This window comes from Agromyces cavernae (assembly GCF_021044935.1).
Taxonomy (GTDB): domain Bacteria; phylum Actinomycetota; class Actinomycetes; order Actinomycetales; family Microbacteriaceae; genus Agromyces; species Agromyces cavernae.
The window spans coordinates 637293-657571 of the sequence record NZ_JAJNMP010000002.1 but is presented as its reverse complement, the minus strand read 5'-3'; the positions used below and the strand labels follow the sequence as shown (position 1 = coordinate 657571).

The following is a 20279-nucleotide window of genomic DNA, read 5'->3' as shown; positions in this document are numbered from 1 at the left end:
TCGGCCGCCTCAGGCCGTGAGGGTCGGCGTGCCGTCGGGCTCGGCGGCGCGTGAGAGCACCTCGGCGATCCGACCCTTGCACCCGCCGCAGCCGGTGCCCGCACGGGTGTCGCGGCCCACGCACTCGACGGTCGTGTTGCCGCAGGCCGCGGACTCCTCGATGCGGCCCACCGTGACGCCGTTGCACCAGCAGACCGTCGTCGTCGGCGCGAAGGCGTCGGCATCGGCGGCGGGGTCGTAGTCGGGTCCGTCGAAGCGCAGCAGCAGCGACCGGTCGGCCGGCAGCTCGCCGCGCCGCTCGAAGAGCAGGGTGAGCTCGGCGGCCGTGCGCGGCATGCCGACGCTCACGAAGCCGGTCAGTGCGCCATCGTCGGTGACCATCTTCACGTAGCGCAGGTGCTCGGGGTCGGCCCACTGCGAGACGCGCCGCCTGGGATAGAGGGCGTCGTCGTCCCACGGGTCGGCGGTGACATCGCCGACGGCGACGACGTCGATGTGCTCCGCCTTCAGCATCACGATCGACTCGCGTTCGGCGGGTGCAGCGGCCGGCGAGCGATCGGATGACCCTGCGCCGTCATCCCCGTCCGCTGCGACGATCAGCTCGGCTTCGGCGGTCAGGGCGCCGGCGAGCCAGTCCGCCTGACGCCAACCCGGGCCGATGAGCCCTGAGGGCGCGCCTGGCAGCACTCGCTGGCCTGCGAGTTCTTCGGTGCGCTCGACGACCTGGGCGCAGTCGCCGATCGCGAAGATGCTCGGGTCGGTCCAGGAGCGCAGGTCCGGGTGCACGACGACACCGACCCCGGTGCGCAGTCCGGCGAGTGTCGCGAGCTCGGTGCGCGGGCTCACGCCGCACGAGAGCACGAGCAGGTCGCCGCGCAACTGCTTGCCGTCGGCCGTGACGAGCATGTCGAAGCGTCGGGTGCCGTCATCGTCGGTGCGGTAGGCGACCGCCTCGGCGCGGCTGTGCGCGATGACGGTGATGCCGGTGCGTCGCAGTGCGGCACGCAACACCTGCCCGCCGCCGCGGTCGAGGTTGCGCGGCATCGGGTGGGGGCCGTGGTGCACGACGCACACCTGCGCGCCCGCGTGGGCGGCCGCGAGCGCGAGCTCGAGCCCGAGCACGCCCGCGCCGAGCACGATGATGCGACGGCGATCGCGCACCGCCTCGAGCACGCGCTCGGCGTCGGCCAGGTCGCGCAGCGCGGTGATCCCCTCGGGCAGGTCGTCGTCACGTGCGACGAGCGACGACCCGTACTTCTCGAGCGAGGCGAGGTCGCGGCGGTGCCGCTCGACGCCGTCGAGGGTGGGCACGTTCGCCCGCGATCCCGTGGCGAGCACGAGGCGGTCGTAGGGGAGTTCCTCGCCGCTGCCGAGTCGCACGACCTTCGCGGCTCGGTCGATCGAGGTCGCCGCCACGCCGAGCAGCACGCGCGCGCCGGCCTCCTCGGCCGTCTCCCGGTCGCCGACGAGCATCGCATCGAGGTCGGTGTTGCCCACCGCGTACTCGGCGACGAGCACGCGGTTGTACGCCTCGACGTTCTCCCCGGCCACGACCGTGAGCTCGACCGAGCCGTTCCGCACCGACGGCAGCAGCTCCTCCACGAACCGGGCTCCGACGGGCCCGTAGCCGATGAGGACGATCCTGAGTGCGCTCATGCGGGGACCCCGGCTTCCGTGAGGCGCGTGACGCGCACGACGTTGGTCTTGAACTCGGGCATCGATGAGATGGGATCCACCGCGTCGGAGGTGAGCAGGTTCGCGGCCTGCTCGTCGCCGTAGTGGAACGGGATGAACACCGCGTCGGGCCGAATGTCGGGCGTGAGCCGGGCTCGCACGCGGACCGTGCCCCGATGGTTCGCCACCCCGATCTCATCGCCGTCGGCGATGCCGAGCCTGTCGGCCGTCGCCGGGTGCATCGATGCGAGCGCCTCGGGCTGGGCGTCGAGCAGCTCGGGTACGCGCCTCGTCTGCGCACCGCTCTGGTAGTGCTCGAGCAGGCGCCCGGTGACGAGCGTGACCTCGTCGTCCGCGGGCCGCGGTCGCGCCGACTCGCGCACCGACACCGGGATGAGCCGCGCGAGGCCGTCGGGGTGCGCGAAGCGTTCGATGAAGAGCCGGGGCGTGCCGGAGCTGCCGCGCGGGTAGGGCCAGAAGGCGGCTTCGCCGCGGTCGAGCATGGCGTAGTCGATGCCCGAGTAGTCGGCGATGCCGCCTTCGGACGCGAGCCGCAGCTCCTCGAAGACCTGCTCCGGGTCGGTGTCGAAGGCCGCCGTGCACTCGAGGCGGCGCGCGAGCTCCGCGAGGATCCACAGCTCATCGCGCACGCCGGCGGGCGGGGTGATGGCCCGGCGGCGGCGGATGACCCGGCCCTCGAGCGAGGTCATCGTGCCCTCCTCCTCGGCCCACTGCGTGATCGGCAGCACGACGTCGGCGATCGCCGCGGTCTCTGAGAGGAAGAAGTCGCACACGACCAGCAGGTCGAGCCGCTCGATGCTCGCGCGCACCGCGTCGACGTTCGGCGACGACACGACGAGGTTGGAGCCGTGCACCATGAGGGCCCGCACGCCGCCGGGCTGCCCCAGCGACTGCAGCAGCTCCACCGCGGGCACGCCGGGGCCCGGGATGACGTCGGGGTCGACCCCCCACACGCGCGCGACGTGGGCGCGGGCCTCGGGGTCGACGATCTTGCGGTAGCCGGGCAGTTGGTCGCACTTCTGGCCGTGCTCTCGGCCGCCCTGGCCGTTGCCCTGGCCGGTCAGCGTGCCGTAACCGCTGCCTGCCCGGCCGGGCAGGCCGAGCAGCAGCGCGAGGTTGATCGCGGCCGTCGCGGTGTCGGTGCCGTCGACGTGCTGCTCCACGCCCCGGCCCGTCAGGATGTACGTGCCCTCGCCCGACGCGAGCCGGCGGGCCAGTCGGCGCAGGGTCCATGCGGCCACGCCCGTCACCGACTGGACGCGCTCGGGCCACCACGAGGCGACGCTGCGGCGCAGCCGGTCGAACCCGACGGTGCGCGCGGCGACGTACTCGTCGTCGACGAGGCGCTCTGCGATGACCACGTGGATCAGCCCGAGCAGCAGCGCGAGGTCGGTGCCCGGTGCGGGCTGCACGTGCAGGCCCCTGCCGTCGTCGGTCAGCCGCACGGTCGCCGTGCGGCGCGGGTCGACGACGACGAGACCGCCGGCGGCCTGCGCGCCCGCCAAGTGTCCGATGAACGGCGGCATCGTCTCGGCGACGTTCGTGCCGAGGAGCAGGATCGTGGAGGCCCCGTCGAGGTCTTCGAGCGGGAACGGCAGCCCGCGGTCGACGCCGAACGCCCGGTTGCCGGCGGCGGCGGCGGACGACATGCAGTACCGGCCGTTGTAGTCGATGCGGCTCGTGCCGAGCGCGAGCCTCGCGAACTTGCCGAGCAGGTACGCCTTCTCGTTGGTGAGGCCGCCGCCGCCGAACACGCCGACCGCGTCCGCGCCATGCGCCGAGCGGATGCCGCGCAACGACGCCGCGACGAGGTCGAGCGCCTCGTCCCAGCTCGTCTCGTGGAACGCGCCGTCGGCGCCCCGCACGAGCGGGGCGCCGAGGCGCGAGGGTGCGCGGAGCAGTTCCGCCGAGGTCCAGCCCTTCTTGCACAGCCCACCGCGATTCGTCGGGAAGTCGCGGCCGGCGACCGTCACGGGCGCGACGGCAGGTGCAGCGGCATCCGCTGCGGCATCCGTCGGCGTGAGGGTCATCGCGCACTGCAGTGCGCAGTACGGGCAGTGCGAGTCGGCGGGACGGGACATGCGGCCTCGATTCAGATCTTGTGCTCGCGCAGGCCGCCCGACCGCACGTAGACGACGTACGTGAGCACGAGGAGCGCGGCGTAGCCGGCGATGAAGCCGATGAACGCGCCGGCGTAGCCGCCGGTGGCCTGGAACGAGAGGTTCAGCGCCTGCGGGATGAGGAAGCCGCCGTAGGCGCCGATCGCTGAGATCAGGCCGAGCGCGGCTGCCGCCTTGCGCTTGCGGGCGGTGTCGTCGCCCGACGCGCGGAGGGCGAAGACGATCGGCACCATGCGGTAGGTCGAGCCGTTGCCCACGCCCGCCGCCGCGAAGAGGAGGAGGAAGAGGCCGAGGAACAGCCAGAAGTTGCCGAGCGGCAGGGTCAGCAGCACGCCGACGGTGATCGTCGCCATGGCCGCGAAGGCGATCATGGTGATGCGGGCACCGCCGAACCGGTCGGAGAGTCGGCCGCCGAAGGGGCGTGAGAGCGATCCGACGAGCGCTCCGAGGAACGCGAGGGAGATCGAGGCACCACCGACGGCGATGGCCGAGAACTCGGGGAACTGGTCGGCGATGAGCTTCGGGAACACGCTGGCGAAGCCGATGAACGAGCCGAAGGTGCCGATGTAGAGGATGGACATCAGCCAGAGGTGCGGCTCCTTGAGCGCTGCGGCGGAACCGGAGAGGTCGGCCTTGGCATTCGAGAGGTTGTCCATGTAGCGGTAGGCGCCGAACATCGCGAGCAGGATGAACGGGATCCAGATCCAACCGGCGACCGGGAGGTTGAGGGTCGCGCCCGCGCCGATGGTGATCGCGATCGGCACGACGAACTGGGCGACAGCGGCGCCGATGTTGCCGCCGGCGGCGTTGAGGCCGAGCGCCCAGCCCTTCTCCCGCTGGGGGTAGAAGTAGGTGATGTTCGACATCGAGCTGGCGAAGTTGCCGCCGCCGAAGCCGGCGAGGCCGGCGGCCACGAGCAGCACGCCGAACGGCGTCTCGGGGTTCGACACGCACACGGCGAGCGCGATTGTCGGTGCGAGGAGCAGGGCCGCCGAGATGATCGTCCAGTTCCGGCCGCCGAAGATCGGGACGAAGAACGAGTAGGGGATGCGCAGCGTGGCGCCGACAAGGCTCGGGATCGAGATGAGCCAGAAGATCTCTCCGGTGCCGAGGTCGAAGCCGGCGTCCGGAAGCTGCACCGCCACGATGCTCCAGAGCTGCCAGACGACGAAGCCGAGGAACTCGGCGAAGATCGACCAGTTGAGGTTGCGGCGGGCGATCTTGCGCCCCTCGGTGCGCCACTGCCCCTCGTCTTCAGGGTTCCAGTGGTCGATCCACCGGCCGGGCCTCGTGGCGAGGGCGGTCGTCGCCGGTGCGACGGCCTGGTCGTCCTGCGGGGGAGCGGTGCTGAGGGTCTCGGTCATCAGTGCCTCCGGGGGTGTCGGTCACGGGTGGAGCATGTGCTGCCGACGTTATTCGCGCCGTGTTTCCGCGACTCGGTCGGGGTGTGAACCCTGCGTCTCCAGTTGCTCACCCGAAGGGGCCCGCCGTGTGAGGTCGCCGTCAGACATCGATCCGGTATCCCCGCTTGACGACCGTGGCGATGAGGCCGGGCACGCCGATCGTCTGGCGAAGCCGGCTCAGTGCCACCTCGAGTGCGTGCGCGTCGTTCGTGCCGGGCAGGCCGGCGGCGAGCCGGTCGCGGGCGACGACCGACCCGCGCGCCTGCACGAGTGCGCGGAGGATCCCGAGCGCGACGGGCGCGAGTGCCACCCGGCGGTCGTCGACGTCGACGACGGAACCGCGCAACGCGATCGGTCCGTGCCGGGTGTCGAGACGCACGACCCGCGCCGATTCCAGATGCTCGCACACGAGCCGGATGAGCGCGCCCATTCGGAAGCGTTCGGGCTGGATCGGCATCACGCCGGCATCGATGAGCGGCGCGGCCGTGACGGGGCCGACGGCGGCCGCGACGACCGGCCCGCACATCGCGTCGATGAGGTCGTCGTAGCGACCGCGTGCCTCGGCCGCGATGAACAGCGCGTGCACCGCGGGTGCGCTCGTGAACGTGATGCAGTCGAGACCGCCCGAGCACGCGGCGTCGATGAGGCGGTCGACCCGGTCGTCGGTCTCATCGGTCTCGATCCACCGGTACGGCTCGACGGTGAGCACGCGGGCGTGCGCCGCATGCAGTCGCACGAGCTGCGCCGGATTGAGGAATCCGTGCAGCTGCACCGCGATCGTCAGGCCCTCGGGATAGGTGGCGAGCACCTCGTCGATGAGCGATTCGGTCGTCTCCTCGGCGCTCATTCCGACATCGTTGAGCCCGGCCGCCCGAATCCCGCCGCGCGCCTTCGGCCCGCGCACCAGGATCGCCGTGCCCGAGAGGGCCTCGACGAGGTCCTCACCGAGGCCCGCGGCATCCGCGACCTCGAACCACCGGCGCACGCCGTACGCGGTCGTCGCGAGCAGCACGTCGGGCCGGGCATCGATGATCGCGCGCGTGTCGGCGATCACGGGATCGTCGGAGATCGCGTTGGCCATGCGCAGCGTCGGCGCGTGCAGCACGTGCGCACCGCGGCGCGCGAGCGCGTCGATGAGGTCGGCCGACCGGCGATCGCTCGTGACCCCGATGCGGAATCCGGCGAGCTGGTCGGGCCGGAATGCCGGCGGTGCTTCCATCACGTCGGTCACGTCGACACCGCCGTGAATGCCGTCGCTCGTCGCATGAGCTCGGATGCCTCGGCATCGCCGTCGTGGGCGAGGCGCACGACCTCGCCGATGACGATGATCGCGGGCGAGGTCACCTGCGCCCGTCCGGCGGCGAACACGATGTCGGCGAGGCTGCCGATCGTCGTGCGCCGGCCGGGCTGGAATCCGCGTTCGACGATCGCGACGGGCATGTCGACCCGCATGCCGTGCCGGGCGAGGCCCGCGGTGAGCGAGGGAAGCGAATTCACGCCCATGAGCACGACGATCGTGCCGCCGAGTCCCGCGAGGTGCGTGAGCTCGTCGTCGGTGAGCGGGGCGTGGCCCGACACGACGGTGAACAGGTGGCTGATGCCGCGGTGGGTGAGCGGGATCCCTGCGGTGCCGGGGACGGCCACGGCGCTCGTCACGCCAGGGATCACCTCGACCGCGATGCCGGCCCGGTGGCACGCGAGCACCTCCTCGCCCCCGCGACCCAGGACGTACGGGTCGCCGCCCTTGAGCCGCACGACGTGGCGGCCGGCGAGCGCATGCTCGACGAGCAGTTCCTCGATCTCATGCTGCGGAATCGCGTGGTGACCCGGGCGCTTGCCGACGTCGATGAGCTCGGCGGTCGGCGCGAGCCTGCCGAGGCCCTCGTGCGGGGCGAGCCGGTCGTAGAGCACGACATCGGCCGCCTCGAGGGCGCGCACCGCCGCGAGGGTCAGCAGGTCCTCGCGGCCGGGGCCGCCGCCGACGAGCGTCACGTGGCCGGTCATTCGTCGGCCCCCCGCACGGGGATCGTCGTTCCCGCGACGAGCACGGCATCGCCGCGCTCGCGCTCCTCGGCGGTCGCGGGGCGGAACTGCCCGCGAGTGTCGGGCACTCGTGCGATCGAGGGGTCGGGCTGGTTCGGCGCGTTCACGAACGAGCGGAACCGGCGGAGCCGCTCGGGGTCGGCGAGCGTCGCCGCCCACTCGTCCTTGTAGGTGTCGACGTGTCTCGCCATCGCCTGTTCGAGCTCGTCGGCGAGGCCGAGCGAGTCGTTCACGACGACGTCGCGCACGTGGTCGAGGCCGCCCTCGATGTCCTCGATCCAGCGCGCCGTGCGCTGCAGGCGGTCGGCCGTGCGCACGTAGTACATGATGTAGCGGTCGATGTAGCGCAGCAGCGTCTCGTCGTCGAGGTCGCTCGCGAGCAGTTGCGCGTGGGCCGGCTGGAATCCGCCGTTGCCGCCGACGTACATGTTCCAGCCCTGGTCGGTGGCGATGACCCCGACGTCCTTGCCGCGCGCCTCGGCGCACTCGCGGGCACAGCCCGAGACGCCGAACTTGAGCTTGTGCGGCGAACGCAGTCCGCGGTATCGCAGTTCGAGCTGCACGGCCATCGCCACCGAGTCCTGCACGCCGTAGCGGCACCAGGTCGAGCCGACGCAGCTCTTCACGTTGCGCAGCGCCTTGCCGTACGCCTGGCCCGATTCGAACCCGGCGTCGACGAGCCGCCGCCAGATCTCGGGGAGCTGATCAAGTCGTGCGCCGAACAGGTCGATCCGCTGTCCGCCCGTGATCTTCGTGTACAGGCCGTAGTCGATGGCGACCTGGGCGATGACTGCGAGCTTGTCGGGCGTGATCTCGCCCGCGGGGATGCGGGGGACGACCGAATAGGTGCCGTCCTTCTGCATGTTCGCCATGGCGCGGTCGTTCGTGTCCTGCAGGCCGCCGCGGCCGCCGTCGAGGATGTACGAGCCGTGCTGCGTGGCAAGGATCGAGCCGATGACGGGCTTGCACACGTCGCAGCCGCGCCCGGTGCCGAGGCGCGCGATGATCTCGTCGAACGAGGCGAGCTCGAGCACCCGCACCGACTCGAACAGTTCCTGGCGGCTCAGCTCGAAGTGCTCGCAGAGCGCACGCGAGGGGGTGACGCCCGCCTTCTTCAGCTCGGACTCGAGCAGCTTCTTGACGAGGGGCACGCACGAACCGCACTGGGTTCCGGCCCGCGTGCACGTCTTCAGCGCGCCGAGCTCCGTGCAGCCATCGTCGTGCGCCGCGTGCGCGCCGGTGACGGCGTCGCGGATGGTTCCGGCGGTCACGTTGTTGCACGCGCACACGAGGGCGGCGGCGGGCAGCTCGTCGCCGGCGGGCGCCTCCATGCCCGATGCCGAGAGGTACGCGGCCGGCTCGCTCGACAGCTGCGTGCCGAGGAGTGGCCGCAGCGACGCGTAGGGGGTGGCGTCGCCGACGAAGATGCCGCCGAGCAGCGTCTTCGCGTCGGAGGTCACAACGAGCTTCTGATAGAGGCCGCGCGCCGGGTCGGCGTAGACGATCTCGAGCGCCTGTTCGGTGCGGGCGAGCGCGTCGCCGAAGCTCGCGACGTCGACGCCCGAGAGCTTCAGCTTCGTCGCGTCGTCGACGCTCGTGAACTCGGCCGCGCCGCCGAGGAGGCGGTCGGCCACGACCTCGGCCATCGCGTTCGCCGGGGCGACGAGCCCGGTGCACCGCCCCTCGAAGCTCGCGACCTCCCCGATCGCCCAGATGCCGGGGGCCGAGGTCGCGCACGACGTGTCGATCGCCGCGCCGCCGCGCGGGCCGAGGTCGAGCCCGAGCTCGCGGGCGAGTTCGTCGCGGGGGCTGATGCCGATCGCGAACACGATGAGGTCGCACTCGATGCGGCGTCCGTTCGTCAGCTCCACTGCGACGACGGCGTCGTCCTCGACGACCACCGCCGATGGCCGGGCACCGAGGTGCAGACCGATGCCCTGACCGGAGATGATGCGCCCGAGGGCACGCCCCGCGCCCTCATCGAGCTGGGCCGACATGAGCCAGCCACCCGAGTGCACGACCGCGGCGTGTGCGCCGAGGTTCGCGACACCGCCCGCGGCCTCGAGCCCGAGCAGTCCGCCGCCCGCGACGACGACGCGCGCCGGCCGGCCGTGCGACGCGGAGAGGTCGCGCACCTCGGCGACGAGCGCGTCGACGTCGTCGATCGTGCGATAGACCCGAGCGTGCGCACGCCCGGGAAGGTCGGGCACCGGCGCGCTCGATCCGGTCGCGAGCACGAGGTCGTCCCACGGCAGCACCAGGCCGCCCGAGGTCGTCGCCGTACGCGCTTCGCGGTCGATCGCCACGACCCGCTCGCCGGTGAGCAGGCGAACGCTGCCCTCGTGCCACATCGAGGTCGGCGTCAGGGTCAGGTCGGTCGCGACATCCGCCAGCCGGGTGCTCAGGGCGACCCGGTCGTACGGTGCGTGCAGTTCCTCGCCGACGACCGTGACCCGCAGGGTGCGGCCGCCGTCGCGTGCGTGCAGGCTGTCGGCGAGGCGGTGGGCGGCGGGCCCGCCGCCCACGACGACGACATCGCGGACGCCGGTTCCGATGTGAGTGGTGTGGGTCATTGCGGCCCTCCGTGGCTCGATTGGCTGCGAGCGTACGGCCGGGCCGTTTCGGCCCTGTTACGGCGACGTAACCGCGTCGCACCTCGACCGCACAGGGCCGGGCGGGTCGTGTGAGCCGGGTTTCACGTCGTCGAAACAGGCGGATGTCCCGGGCGAAACAGCCGCGCCGTAGCGTCGCAGGCACGACACGAGAGGAGCAGGGATGTCACTCGCCATCGAACGCACCACCACCTGGAACCCCGCCTGCGACGTCGACGAGCTCGAGGACGGCTGGGGCGAGGTCGCCCTCATCGGCATGGCGCAGGTCGCGCTCGTGCGTGTCGCCGCCGACGAGGTGTACGCCGTCGACCACCACGACCCGCACACCGGCGCGCCGGTCATGGCGCGGGGCATCGTCGGGTCGCGGGGCGAGCGGCCGACCATCGCGTCACCGCTGCACAAGGAGGTCTACGACCTCGGCACCGGGGAGTGCTTCACCGATGCGTCGCTCGTGCTGCGCACCTACCGCACGCGCATCGTCGGCGGCATGGTCGAGATCGAGCTCGACGCCTGACGCGCGCTCAGCCGCGCTGCGTGAGCACGATCGGGTCGCCGTCGGTGATCGCGATCGTGTGCTCGGAATGCGCGCCGCGCGAGCCGTCGGCACTGCGCAGGGTCCAGCCGTCGGGGTCGGTGAAGATGCGGTCGGTCGTCTCGAGGAACCACGGCTCGATCGCGATGACGAGGCCGGGCTTGAGCGGCAGGCCGCGCCCGGGGCGCCCGCTGTTGGGCACGTGCGGGTCGCCGTGCATCGTACGGCCCACGCCGTGGCCGCCGAAGTCGGTGTTGACCGTGTAGCCGCCGGCCTTCGCGACGTCGCCGATGGCGCGCGAGATGTCGCCGACGCGGTTGCCCACCCGCGCGGCCGAGATGCCGGCCTCGAGTGCGCGCTGCGTGGTGTCGATGAGCCGCAGGTCGCCGTCGTGCGGGGTGCCGACGACGATCGAGAGGGCCGAGTCCGAGACCCAGCCGTTCACCGACGCCGCGAAATCGAGGCTCAGCAGGTCGCCGTCGCGCAGCCGGTAGTCGTGGGGGAGCCCGTGCAGCACGGCGTCGTTCACCGAGGTGCAGATGACCTTGCCGAAGGGGCTCGCGCCGAACGAGGGGTGGTAGTCGATGTAGCAGCTGTCGGCGCCGGCCTTCCTGATCATCTCGTGCGCGAGCGCGTCGAGCTCGAGCAGGTTCACGCCGACGCTCGCCGCAGCCGCGGTGGCCTCGAGCACGCTCGCCACGAAGCGGCCCGCGGGGCGCATCTCCTCGATCTCGGCAGGGGTCCTCAGTTCGATCATGCCCATCCTCTCCGCAGTCCATTCTGGCGGCTCCGCCCTGAGTGAACACCCGGCCGGCTCGAAGCAGCGGCCGCTAGCCTTGGCACATGCTCCTCCGGCGCCTCTTCTACCGCTGGCAGTTCATCGCGATCATCGCGCTGCCGGTGTGGCTTCTCGTGGGCTGGGCCGTGTTCGGCTCGGGCGGCTGGGGCACACTCGGCCTGGCCATCGTGGTGCCCGTGGCGTTCATCGCGCTCGGCATCGTGGCGCTGCTCGTCAACGCCCGCCCGACGGTGCGCGCCGAACGTGCGGTCTCATGGATCGACGTCGGCGTGCTCGGCGCCTGGCACGCGTCCATCATCGCCACGGGCTTCTACGGTTCCGGCGGCGCCTGGTTCGCGGTGTTCGCGGTCATCGGCGCGATCGCGGCATTCTGGTTCTCGCTGTGGCAGCTCATCTCCGACGGCGCACAGCGAATGAAGGCCTCGATGGCCGAGTTCGAACGACTCGCCGCCCAGCAGCAGGGTGCGCCGGGCGGGCCCGCCGGCGCCGGCGGGTCGTCGACGGGCGGAGGGCCCGACGACGACGGCGAGGTCATCATCGTGCACGAGGTGCGCGACTGACGGGAGCCTCGCGCCCGGGTCATCCGCTCGCCCGCTTTGCCTGACGGGCACCCGGCATGGCAGAATGGACGATTGTGCCGCCGCAGAGCTCTGCCTCCGGGGAGCACGCACAGCGCGATCGTTCATCGAGTGTTCGCGCGGGCGGCACCAGACACTTCCATTTCCAGATCCGCGTTCGACCGGTGGCGGGCGCAGAGAGCGAACCATCATGCACATCCTCGACCACGTCGACGCCGCGAGCCTGAAGTCGGACATCCCCGACTTCCGCCCCGGCGACACCGTCAAGGTGCACGTGAACATCATCGAAGGCACGCGTTCGCGCATCCAGGTCTTCCAGGGCGTCGTCATCGGCCGTTCGGGCGAGGGCGTGCGCGAGACCTTCACCGTCCGCAAGGTCAGCTTCCAGGTCGGCGTCGAGCGCAAGTTCCCCGTGCACTCGCCGGTCATCGATCACATCGAGATCGTCACCCGCGGTGACGTGCGTCGCGCGAAGCTGTACTACCTGCGCAAGCTCCGCGGCAAGAAGGCCAAGATCAAGGAGAAGCGCGACAGCTGATCCGCCTCGCGCGAATCGCACGCCACGCGAACTCGAACCCGGGCTCCCCACCTTAGAATGGTGGGGAGCTCGGGCGGTTAAATGACAGAAGACACAAGCACGCGTACTGAACGCGCGGGCTCGGCATCAGCACGCAGGAAGCGCAGCACGCTGCTGTTCTTCCGCGACCTCCTCGTCATCTTCTTGGTGGCGGTGCTGGTGTCGTTCCTCATCAAGACGTTCCTCATCCGATCGTTCTTCATCCCATCGGCATCGATGGAGCAGACGCTCGTGCAAGACGATCGCATCATCGTCAATCAGCTCGTGCCCGACCTGGCGCCCATCCAGCACGGCGATGTCGTGGTGTTCAAGGACCCGGGCGGGTGGCTGCCGGCGAGGGTCGACCCCTCGCAGCCGCCGCTCGTCGCCGCGGTCGACTGGTTCCTCGCCTTCGTGGGTCTCTCGGCGCCCGACTCGAACGACCATCTCGTCAAGCGGGTCATCGGCATGCCCGGCGACGAGGTCGTGTGCTGCAACGCCCTCGGCCAGATGAGCGTCAACGGCGTGCCCCTCGACGAGCCGTACGTCGCCCTGCCGCCCGGCACGACCAAGGTGTCCGAGCTCGATTTCGACGTGACCGTCCCCGACGACTCGCTCTGGGTCATGGGCGACAACCGCTACAACTCGAAGGACTCGCGCTACAACGGCGGAACCCCGCTCGAGGGGTTCGTCCCGGTCGACAACGTCGTCGGCCGAGCGTTCGTGGTGAGCTGGCCGATCTCGCACTGGGCGTGGCTCGACAACTACCCGGCGGTCTTCGACGGCGTCGAGGAGGCGGCGGGCTGATGTCGCCCTCCGTCATCCCCAACCTGCGCGTCGAACGCGTGCTGTTCGACGAGGGTGCGCCGCTCGTGCTCGCGTGCGACGAGGTGGGTCGCGGTGCGCTCGCCGGTCCGGTCGCGGTCGGCATGGTGGTCATCGACGCCGGGGTGCGCCGAATGCCGGCCGGCCTTCGCGACTCGAAGCTCATGACCGAGCCGCGCCGCGAGGCGATGGCGCCTCGTGCAGCCGCATGGGTGCGATCGTGGTCGGTCGGCGAGGCGAGTGCCGCAGAGATCGACGAACTCGGCATCATGGCCTGCCTCGGGCTCGCCGGCGCGCGGGCGTTCGCAGCCCTCGAGCTGCCCGTCGACGCGATCGAGCTTCCGCTCATCCTCGACGGCAACCACGACTGGCTGAGCGGCGCCATCGAGCACCGGGCCCGGGTCTCGACGCGCATCAAGGCCGACCGCGACTGCGCGTCCGTGGCAGCGGCATCCGTCATCGCCAAGGTGCACCGCGACGGCGGCATGCGCCGCGCGCACGATGCCACCCCGCTGTACGCCTGGGACGAGAACAAGGGCTACTCGAGCCGCGCCCATTTCGCGGCCATCGACGAGCACGGCGCGAGCGAGCTGCACCGCAAGACCTGGCTGCACGAGCGGGGGCCCGAGGCGCCGACGCTCTTCGACCTCAGCGTAGGATGAATGCCGATGGATGAGGACGAGTTCGAAGATTACGACCGCGAGGTCGAGCTGGCCCTGTACCGCGAATACCGCGACATCGTCGCGCAGTTCAAGTACGTGGTCGAGACCGAGCGACGGTTCTACCTCGCGAACGAGGTCGAGCTCGTACGACGCGACACCGAGCACGACTTCTACTTCGAGCTCACGATGAAAGACGTCTGGGTCTGGGACGTCTATCGCGCCGACCGGTTCGTCAAGGCCGTGCGCGTGCTCACCTTCAAGGACGTGAACGTCGAAGAGCTCGCGACCCGGGAGTTCGAGCTCCCGAAGGAGCTCGCGCTCGACGAGTAGCGCTCGCCGCCGCACTCGTCCTCGACAGTCGGAGCCGGGCGTCGGTTCTGCACGGTGAGACCGCTGCGATCCGGCCGACGGATGTCCCTCCGCGACGCTGTTCGCGGAGGTGCACATGGCGCACAACGCGGAACTCGGTCGGCGCGGCGAACAGCTCGCAGTCGACCACCTCGAGGCACGGGGCATGTCGGTGCTCGAGCGCAACTGGCGATGCCGGCTGGGTGAGATCGACATCGTCGCCGAAGACGGCGGCGATCTCGTCTTCATCGAGGTGAAGACACGCTCGAACGGCGACTACGGGCATCCGTTCGAAGCGATCACGCCGATCAAGCTCGCACGGCTGCGGCGGTTGGCCATCGCCTGGTGCGAGGCGAGCGAGTCGTCGGCGGTGCGCATCCGCATCGACGCGGTCGCCGTGCTGGTCCCCGCCGAGGCCCCCGCGCTCATCGAGCACCTCGAGGGGATCAGCTGATGCCCGTCGCCCGCACGCGCTCGGTCGCCCTGCTCGGGCTCGCCGGCTCGATCGTCGAGGTCGAGGCCGACCTGTCGTCGCAACTGCCCGCCTTCATCATCATCGGCCTGCCCGATGCGGCGCTCGGCGAGGCCCGCGACCGCGTGAGGTCGGCCGCGATCAACGCCGGCTGCCCGCTGCCATCGCGTCGGCTGACGGTCAACCTCTCGCCGGCCGCGCTGCCGAAGCACGGCTCGGGGTTCGACCTCGCCATCGCGGTCGCCTGCCTCGCGGCGGCCGGCGAGATCTCGCCCCAGTCCGTTGATCGCGTCGTGCACCTCGGCGAGCTCGGCCTCGATGGTCGGCTGCGTCCGATCGACGGCATCCTCCCTGCGGTGCTGGCAGCGGCGCGCGCCGGCCACGAAACGGTCATGGTGCCGGCCGGGAGTGCGACCGAAGCGGCGCTCGTTCCCGGAATCCGCGTCGTCGGGGTCGCATCGCTGCTCGAGGCGGCGATCTGGCACGGCGGCGAATACGACGAACGCGAGGTCGAGACGGTGCCCTCGGCGACGACGGCCACGGGGCCGACGGCGGCCGACACCGGAATCGAGGTTCCCGGCGACCTCGCCGATGTGAGCGGCAACGATGACGCCGTCGAGGGCATGCTCGTGGCTGCGGCCGGCGGCCACCACGTGTACCTGCTCGGCCCTCCCGGCGCGGGCAAGACCATGCTCGCGTCGCGACTGCCCGGCATCCTGCCCGATCTCGACGCCGACGCGGCGCTCGAAGTCGCCTCCATCCGGTCGCTCGCAGGGATGAGACCCGCGTCGGGGCTCTCGTTCCGACCGCCGTATGAAGCCCCGCACCATACGGCGACCGCCGCGGCGATGGTCGGCGGCGGCAGCCGCCTCATCCGCCCGGGTGCCGCGGCCCGTGCGTCGCACGGCGTGCTGTTCCTCGACGAGGCGCCCGAGTTCCCGTCCGCCGTGCTCGACGTGCTGCGCCAACCGCTCGAGTCGGGCACGATCGCGATCCACCGGGCGAATGCCGTCGCCAGCTTCCCGGCGAGATTCCAGCTCGTGCTCGCCGCGAACCCCTGTCCGTGCGGCAACGACGGAACGGCCGAGTGCACGTGTCCGCCGATCGCTCGGCGCCGGTACCTCGGGCGCATCTCGGGCCCACTGCTCGATCGCGTCGACGTGCAACTGCGGGTGCCGCGCATCACCCTTGCGGCATTGCGCGCGGCGGGCGAGAAGCCCCGCATGTCGAGCGCCGACGCGCAGGCGAAGGTCATCGACGCGCGAGCGGTCGCCGCCCAGCGACTGCGGGGAACCCCCTGGCGCACGAACGCGGAGATGCCCGGTCCGTGGCTCCGCGGCGCCGGGCGACTCCATCCGGGCGGCCGCGCCACCGCGGCGCTCGATCGGTCCCTCGAACGCGGCGGCATCACGATGCGCGGCTACGACCGCGTGCTCAAGGTCGCGTGGACCCTGGCCGATCTCGACGGCGCGGCGGTGCCTCGCGCCGAGCATGTCACCCGGGCGTTGTTCTTCAAGAAGGGAATCGAGCGATGAACACGATCCAGAGGCTCGCTTCCGAGCACCGGGAGGTGCTCGCCGTGCTGCGGCCCCGAGCGGTGAGGGACCTTCGCGAGTCGCTCGAGCCGACCGCGCGCATCGTGCTCGGCGTGCTCGCCGAACCCGGCGACGGCGTGCTCGGACGCGTGGTGTCCGCGGTCGGCGCGGTCGGTGCCGCCGAGCTGCTGCTCGCGCGGTGCTCGGCGCAGAAGCTCGTCGATGTCGTGGGCGACGCCGGTGAGGCGATCTCACCGAAGGAAGCCGAGGACGGCCTCAAACGCTGGACGCCACGCGTCGACCAGATGCGATTCACGCGATCGATCGGCCAGGCTTCGCGGGTCGGTGCACGGTTCCTGTTTCCGGGCGACGCCGAGTGGCCGGCCGGCCTGCACGATCTCGAACGGCACGCACCTCTCGGTCTCTGGGTACGCGGGCGCATCGACGTGCTCGCCGGCGGTGCCCCGTCGATCGCGCTCGTGGGGGCGCGGGCCGCGACCGGATACGGGGAGCACGTCGCCGGTGAGGCGTCGGCCGGACTCTCCGATCGAGGGTTCGTCGTGGTGTCGGGCGGGGCGTACGGCATCGATGGCATGGCCCACAGGGCGGCCCTCGCCAGCGACGGCACGACGGTCGCGTTCCTCGCCGGCGGCATCGACCGGTTCTATCCGATGGGGCACGAGTCGCTGCTGACGCGCATCGCGTCGAGCAACGGAGCGGTCGTCTCCGAGGTCCCGTGCGGCACCGCCCCGACCAAGTGGAGGTTCCTCGAACGGAACCGATTGATCGCCGCGGCGAGCGATGCGACCGTCGTCCTCGAGGCGGGACTGCGGTCGGGGTCGATCAACACCGCCGGCCACGCCTCGGCCCTCGGCCGTCCGCTCGGCGCCGTGCCCGGACCGGTGACGAGCCCCGCGTCGGCAGGGTGCCACCGGCTGCTGCGCGAATACGACGCGGTCTGCGTGGTCGACGCCGCACAGATGGCCGAGCTCGCGATCGGCGCTGCGACACCGACGCTCGCGGGCCTCGGACCCGGCTGGGGCGGCGTAGGGGAGACACCCGACGGCATGCGCGTGCTCGACGAACTCAGCACACGCACTCCGCGCGAGCTCGGCGAGATCGTGCAGCGCAGCGGGGTGGTCTCGTCGAAGGTGATGTCGGTGCTCGGCGAACTCGAAGCCGACGGCGTCGTCGTACGACGAGACGGACGCTGGCTGCGGCGGCGCACCGCGTGCTGATTCGAGCGCGCGCCTCGCCCCGCCGCATCGGAGGCACACTCTAGGCTGACCGGGGGAGGGCGAGATGGTGCAACCGCAACTCGGCAGGTATCCGGTGGCGAGGCAGGTGATCGCGCACGTGAGCGACACCCACCTGCTCGACGGCGGGGCTCCGCTCGGCGGGGTCGCCGACACGGTGAGCGCCCTCTCGCAGACGGCGCGACAGCTCGAACGATTCGGCACCGCGCTCGACGCGATCGTCGTCACCGGTGACGTCGCCGACCTCGGCGAGGCCGACGCGTATGCGAGGGTGCGCGCCGTGCTCGAGCCGATCGCCGCAGCTGCCGAGGCTCGACTCGTCTGGGTCATGGGAAACCACGACGAACGCTCGCCGTTCCGACGCGACCTGCTCGACACCCCGGCCGCCGACCCGGGGCCCGTGCACCACATGGTCGACGTCGACGGGCTCCGCATCATCGCGCTCGACACCACGGTGCCCGGCTACCACCACGGCGAGCTCGACGAGGCCGCGATCGCATGGCTCGATGCCGCCCTCGAAGCCCCGGCGCCGAACGGCACCATCCTCGCGATGCACCACGCGCCGATCGCGACCCCGGTCGCGCTCATGGACGTGCTCGAGCTGCGCGGCCAAGACGAACTGGCCGGGGTCGTGCGCGACCGCGACGTGCGGCTCATCCTCGGCGGACACCTGCACTATCCGACGAACGGCAGCTTCGCCGGCATCCCGGTCGCGGTCGCCGGGGCGACGGCCTACACGATCGACGCGTCGGCAGCGCCGCGTGAACTCGTCGGCGTCGACGGCGGTCGATCGTTCAACCTCGTGCACCTGTTCGACGATGGCGTCGTGACGTCGGTGGTGCCGGTCGGGTCGTTCCCGGTGGTCTCCCACCTGGGCCACGAGTTGCTCGCCGAGGTCGAAGCGCTCGCGCCCGACGAGCGGCTCGAACGGTTCTCGCGCAAGCCCACGCCCTGAGTCGTCCGCAGCCGCGAAGCCGGCCCGAGTCAGCGCGCCGTCGTGCCGTCGGCCCCATGAGCGGGCAGTCTGAGAGGGTGGGCCTCGACGCGATCCTCGACGACTACCTCGCGCACGTCACGACCGAGCGCGGGTACTCGAGCCACACCGTCGCGGCGTATCGGGCCGATCTCGTGGATCTGCTGTCCTTCGCCGAGGAGCGCGGCGTCACGACCACCGAGGGCATCGACCTCACCGTGCTCCGCGACTGGTTGTGGGTCGCGACCGAGCGCGGCCTCGCGCGCGCCACGATCGCCCGGCGCGCGGCATCCGCTCGGGGATTCACGCACTGGATGGCTCGACGCGGTGACCTCGCGAACGACCCGGGTGCGCGACTGAGGGCACCGCGCGCCCAGCGCACCCTCCCGCGCGTCGTCGGGGCGCCCGCGCTCGACGGCGCCTTCGCACGCCTCGCGGCCCGTGCAGCGGGTGACGACCCCGTCGCCGTACGCGATCTCGCGATCATCGAGCTGCTGTACGCGTCGGCCCTGCGCGTTTCGGAACTCGTCGGCCTCGACCTTGGCGACCTCGACCGCCGGCGCCGCACCGTGCGCGTGACCGGCAAGGGCTCGAAGGAACGGGTCGTGCCCTACGGTGCCCCGGCGGCGCGGGCGATCGATCGATACCTCGAGTCGGCGCGACCCGCGATGCTGGCAGGTCGCGCGGCGACCCCGGCCGTCTTCGTCGGGGCTCGGGGCGCGCGCATGGGATCGCGCAGCGTGTACCGGCTCGTCGCCTCGATCCTCGAGCAGATCCCCGGCACCGGCCCGAGCGGGCCGCACGCATTCCGGCACACCGCGGCGACGCACCTGCTCGACGGCGGGGCCGACCTGCGCGCGGTGCAGGAGTTCCTCGGCCACGCGAGCCTCGGCACGACCCAGATCTACACGCATGTCTCGGCCGAGCGGCTCAAGGAGAGCTACCGCACGGCGCATCCCCGCGCGTGACCGAGCCGGCGCCGGCCCAGGCTTCACCCTCAGAGCGCCCTGGCATCACTCCATCGGCAACAGCACGGCTCGTGGCAGTCCGCCGAGGAACAGGAACGGCGACACGTACTCACCGTGCACCCGCACCCCGAAGTGCACGCAGTCGCCCGTGCAGTGCCCGCCCTGTGTGACCGTGCCGATCACGTCGCCGGCCGACACGACCTCGCCGCGAGCCACCGACGCCGCCACCGGCTCGATCGAGCTCACCACCCCGTCACCGTGGTCGATGGCCACGACCCCGCGGCCGGCGACCATGCCCGCGTAGCTCACCGTGCCGGGTGCGGCCGCGACGACCGTGGCGGCTGGCTCGACGAGCAGGTCGATGCCGCGGTGCCCGGCCTTGTACGGCGTGGGCGGGGCGCGGAACGGCGAAACCACCCGGATCGGCGCAGGCACGGGCCAGGTCCATGCATGGGAGCCGGTGGACGGGGCGGCGGCAGCGCCGGCCCCCGTCGTCGACACCGCGGCCGGCGCGAACCCGAGCGCGCTCGCCGCGGCCGGAGAGATCGCCACCAGCCCCCCGCCGAGTGCGACGATCAGCGCCAGGGCCGCGCCCACCTCGAGGCGAAGCCCGAGGCGCGCGCGACGAACGGAACGGGAAGGGGCGCGGGAATCGGTCATGCGTCCGATGCTGGCCCGGAGCGGGACGAGCGCAGGTCGAGCGCGCGGATCTGTGCAGCCCGACACCGTCCGCCGTGGTTGGGGAGGCGGAGTGCCGATGGTAGAGTATCGACAGCACCTCGGCCTGCCGGGGTGACTACGCGTGCCATTCGGCCACCGACTCCACTCAGTCCCACTCCTCGCAGAGGGCGGAGCCGTGCCGGGCACCAGGGCTCCGCGCCGCCGGCGCGAGCGACAACTGA

Annotated in this window: 19 protein-coding genes; 11 read left to right on the top strand and 8 right to left on the bottom strand. The window is 71.6% G+C overall.

The features are described 5' to 3' along the window. Positions 1–9: 9 nt before the first annotated feature. The 6 genes from LQ757_RS09175 to nirB all read right to left on the bottom strand — a co-directional run bounded on the left by LQ757_RS09175 (position 10) and on the right by nirB (position 9834). Positions 10–1656 carry an FAD-dependent oxidoreductase gene (locus LQ757_RS09175; RefSeq protein WP_231046909.1) on the bottom strand — a complete coding sequence of 549 codons (1647 nt, stop codon included), beginning with the start codon at positions 1654–1656 and terminating at the stop codon, positions 10–12. Beyond that, positions 1653–3776, bottom strand: coding sequence for a molybdopterin oxidoreductase family protein (locus tag LQ757_RS09170; protein ID WP_231046908.1), 2124 nt, complete (start codon positions 3774–3776; stop codon positions 1653–1655). Before LQ757_RS09170 ends, LQ757_RS09175 begins: the two co-directional genes overlap by 4 nt. A gap of 11 nt (positions 3777–3787) precedes the next feature. Next, positions 3788–5179, bottom strand: coding sequence for an MFS transporter (locus tag LQ757_RS09165; protein WP_231046907.1), 1392 nt, complete (start codon positions 5177–5179; stop codon positions 3788–3790). A 139-nt stretch (positions 5180–5318) separates the two neighbouring features. Beyond that, complete coding sequence (locus LQ757_RS09160; RefSeq protein ID WP_255681276.1) at positions 5319–6437, bottom strand: uroporphyrinogen-III synthase; 1119 nt, start codon at positions 6435–6437, stop codon at positions 5319–5321. A gap of 8 nt (positions 6438–6445) precedes the next feature. Continuing rightward, the gene (gene cobA, locus LQ757_RS09155; RefSeq protein WP_231046905.1) at positions 6446–7222 is read right to left on the bottom strand and encodes a uroporphyrinogen-III C-methyltransferase; all 777 of its coding nucleotides are present in this window, start codon (positions 7220–7222) and stop codon (positions 6446–6448) included. Then, the gene (gene nirB, locus LQ757_RS09150) at positions 7219–9834 is read right to left on the bottom strand and encodes a nitrite reductase large subunit NirB (RefSeq protein ID WP_231046904.1); all 2616 of its coding nucleotides are present in this window, start codon (positions 9832–9834) and stop codon (positions 7219–7221) included. The genes cobA and nirB overlap by 4 nt, the downstream gene beginning before the upstream one ends. 202 nt (positions 9835–10036) lie before the next feature. On the opposite strand from nirB, the gene nirD reads away from it, so the two are divergent. After that, a complete protein-coding gene (gene nirD / locus LQ757_RS09145) occupies positions 10037–10387 on the top strand; it encodes a nitrite reductase small subunit NirD (protein ID WP_231046903.1) in 351 nt (116 codons plus the stop codon). Positions 10388–10394: 7 nt separating this feature from the next. Here nirD and map read toward each other — a convergent pair whose 3' ends face one another. Next, entirely contained in the window at positions 10395–11162 is a 768-nt protein-coding gene (map, locus tag LQ757_RS09140) for a type I methionyl aminopeptidase (RefSeq protein ID WP_231046902.1), read from the bottom strand. 86 nt (positions 11163–11248) lie between these two features. Here map and LQ757_RS09135 point away from each other — a divergent pair, with 86 nt between their 5' ends. From LQ757_RS09135 to LQ757_RS09090, 10 genes are all read left to right on the top strand, one after another. Continuing rightward, positions 11249–11764, top strand: a complete 516-nt coding sequence (locus LQ757_RS09135) for a hypothetical protein (protein WP_231046901.1) — start codon at positions 11249–11251, stop codon at positions 11762–11764. 208 nt (positions 11765–11972) lie between these two features. Then, positions 11973–12320, top strand: coding sequence for a 50S ribosomal protein L19 (gene rplS, locus LQ757_RS09130; RefSeq protein WP_231046900.1), 348 nt, complete (start codon positions 11973–11975; stop codon positions 12318–12320). Positions 12321–12401: 81 nt separating this feature from the next. Then, positions 12402–13145, top strand: coding sequence for a signal peptidase I (gene lepB / locus LQ757_RS09125; protein WP_231046899.1), 744 nt, complete (start codon positions 12402–12404; stop codon positions 13143–13145). Then, on the top strand, positions 13145–13825 hold the full coding sequence (rnhB, locus tag LQ757_RS09120; RefSeq protein ID WP_231046898.1) for a ribonuclease HII: 681 nt from the start codon (positions 13145–13147) through the stop codon (positions 13823–13825). The genes lepB and rnhB overlap by 1 nt, the downstream gene beginning before the upstream one ends. Before the next feature lie 6 nt (positions 13826–13831). Then, entirely contained in the window at positions 13832–14155 is a 324-nt protein-coding gene (locus LQ757_RS09115; RefSeq protein ID WP_231046897.1) for a DUF2469 family protein, read from the top strand. 115 nt (positions 14156–14270) lie between these two features. Next, the gene (locus LQ757_RS09110; RefSeq protein ID WP_231046896.1) at positions 14271–14627 is read left to right on the top strand and encodes a YraN family protein; all 357 of its coding nucleotides are present in this window, start codon (positions 14271–14273) and stop codon (positions 14625–14627) included. Next, entirely contained in the window at positions 14627–16180 is a 1554-nt protein-coding gene (locus LQ757_RS09105; protein WP_231046895.1) for a YifB family Mg chelatase-like AAA ATPase, read from the top strand. Before LQ757_RS09110 ends, LQ757_RS09105 begins: the two co-directional genes overlap by 1 nt. After that, positions 16177–17418, top strand: a complete 1242-nt coding sequence (gene dprA, locus LQ757_RS09100) for a DNA-processing protein DprA (protein WP_231046894.1) — start codon at positions 16177–16179, stop codon at positions 17416–17418. The genes LQ757_RS09105 and dprA overlap by 4 nt, the downstream gene beginning before the upstream one ends. A gap of 64 nt (positions 17419–17482) precedes the next feature. Further along, positions 17483–18391 carry a phosphodiesterase gene (locus LQ757_RS09095; RefSeq protein ID WP_231046893.1) on the top strand — a complete coding sequence of 303 codons (909 nt, stop codon included), beginning with the start codon at positions 17483–17485 and terminating at the stop codon, positions 18389–18391. A gap of 77 nt (positions 18392–18468) precedes the next feature. Continuing rightward, complete coding sequence (locus LQ757_RS09090; RefSeq protein ID WP_372459652.1) at positions 18469–19377, top strand: tyrosine recombinase XerC; 909 nt, start codon at positions 18469–18471, stop codon at positions 19375–19377. A 45-nt stretch (positions 19378–19422) separates the two neighbouring features. On the opposite strand, the gene LQ757_RS09085 is transcribed toward LQ757_RS09090, so the two are convergent. Next, positions 19423–20037: a M23 family metallopeptidase gene (locus LQ757_RS09085; RefSeq protein ID WP_231046891.1), complete on the bottom strand. Its 615-nt coding sequence runs from the start codon at positions 20035–20037 to the stop codon at positions 19423–19425. Positions 20038–20279: the final 242 nt, after the last annotated feature.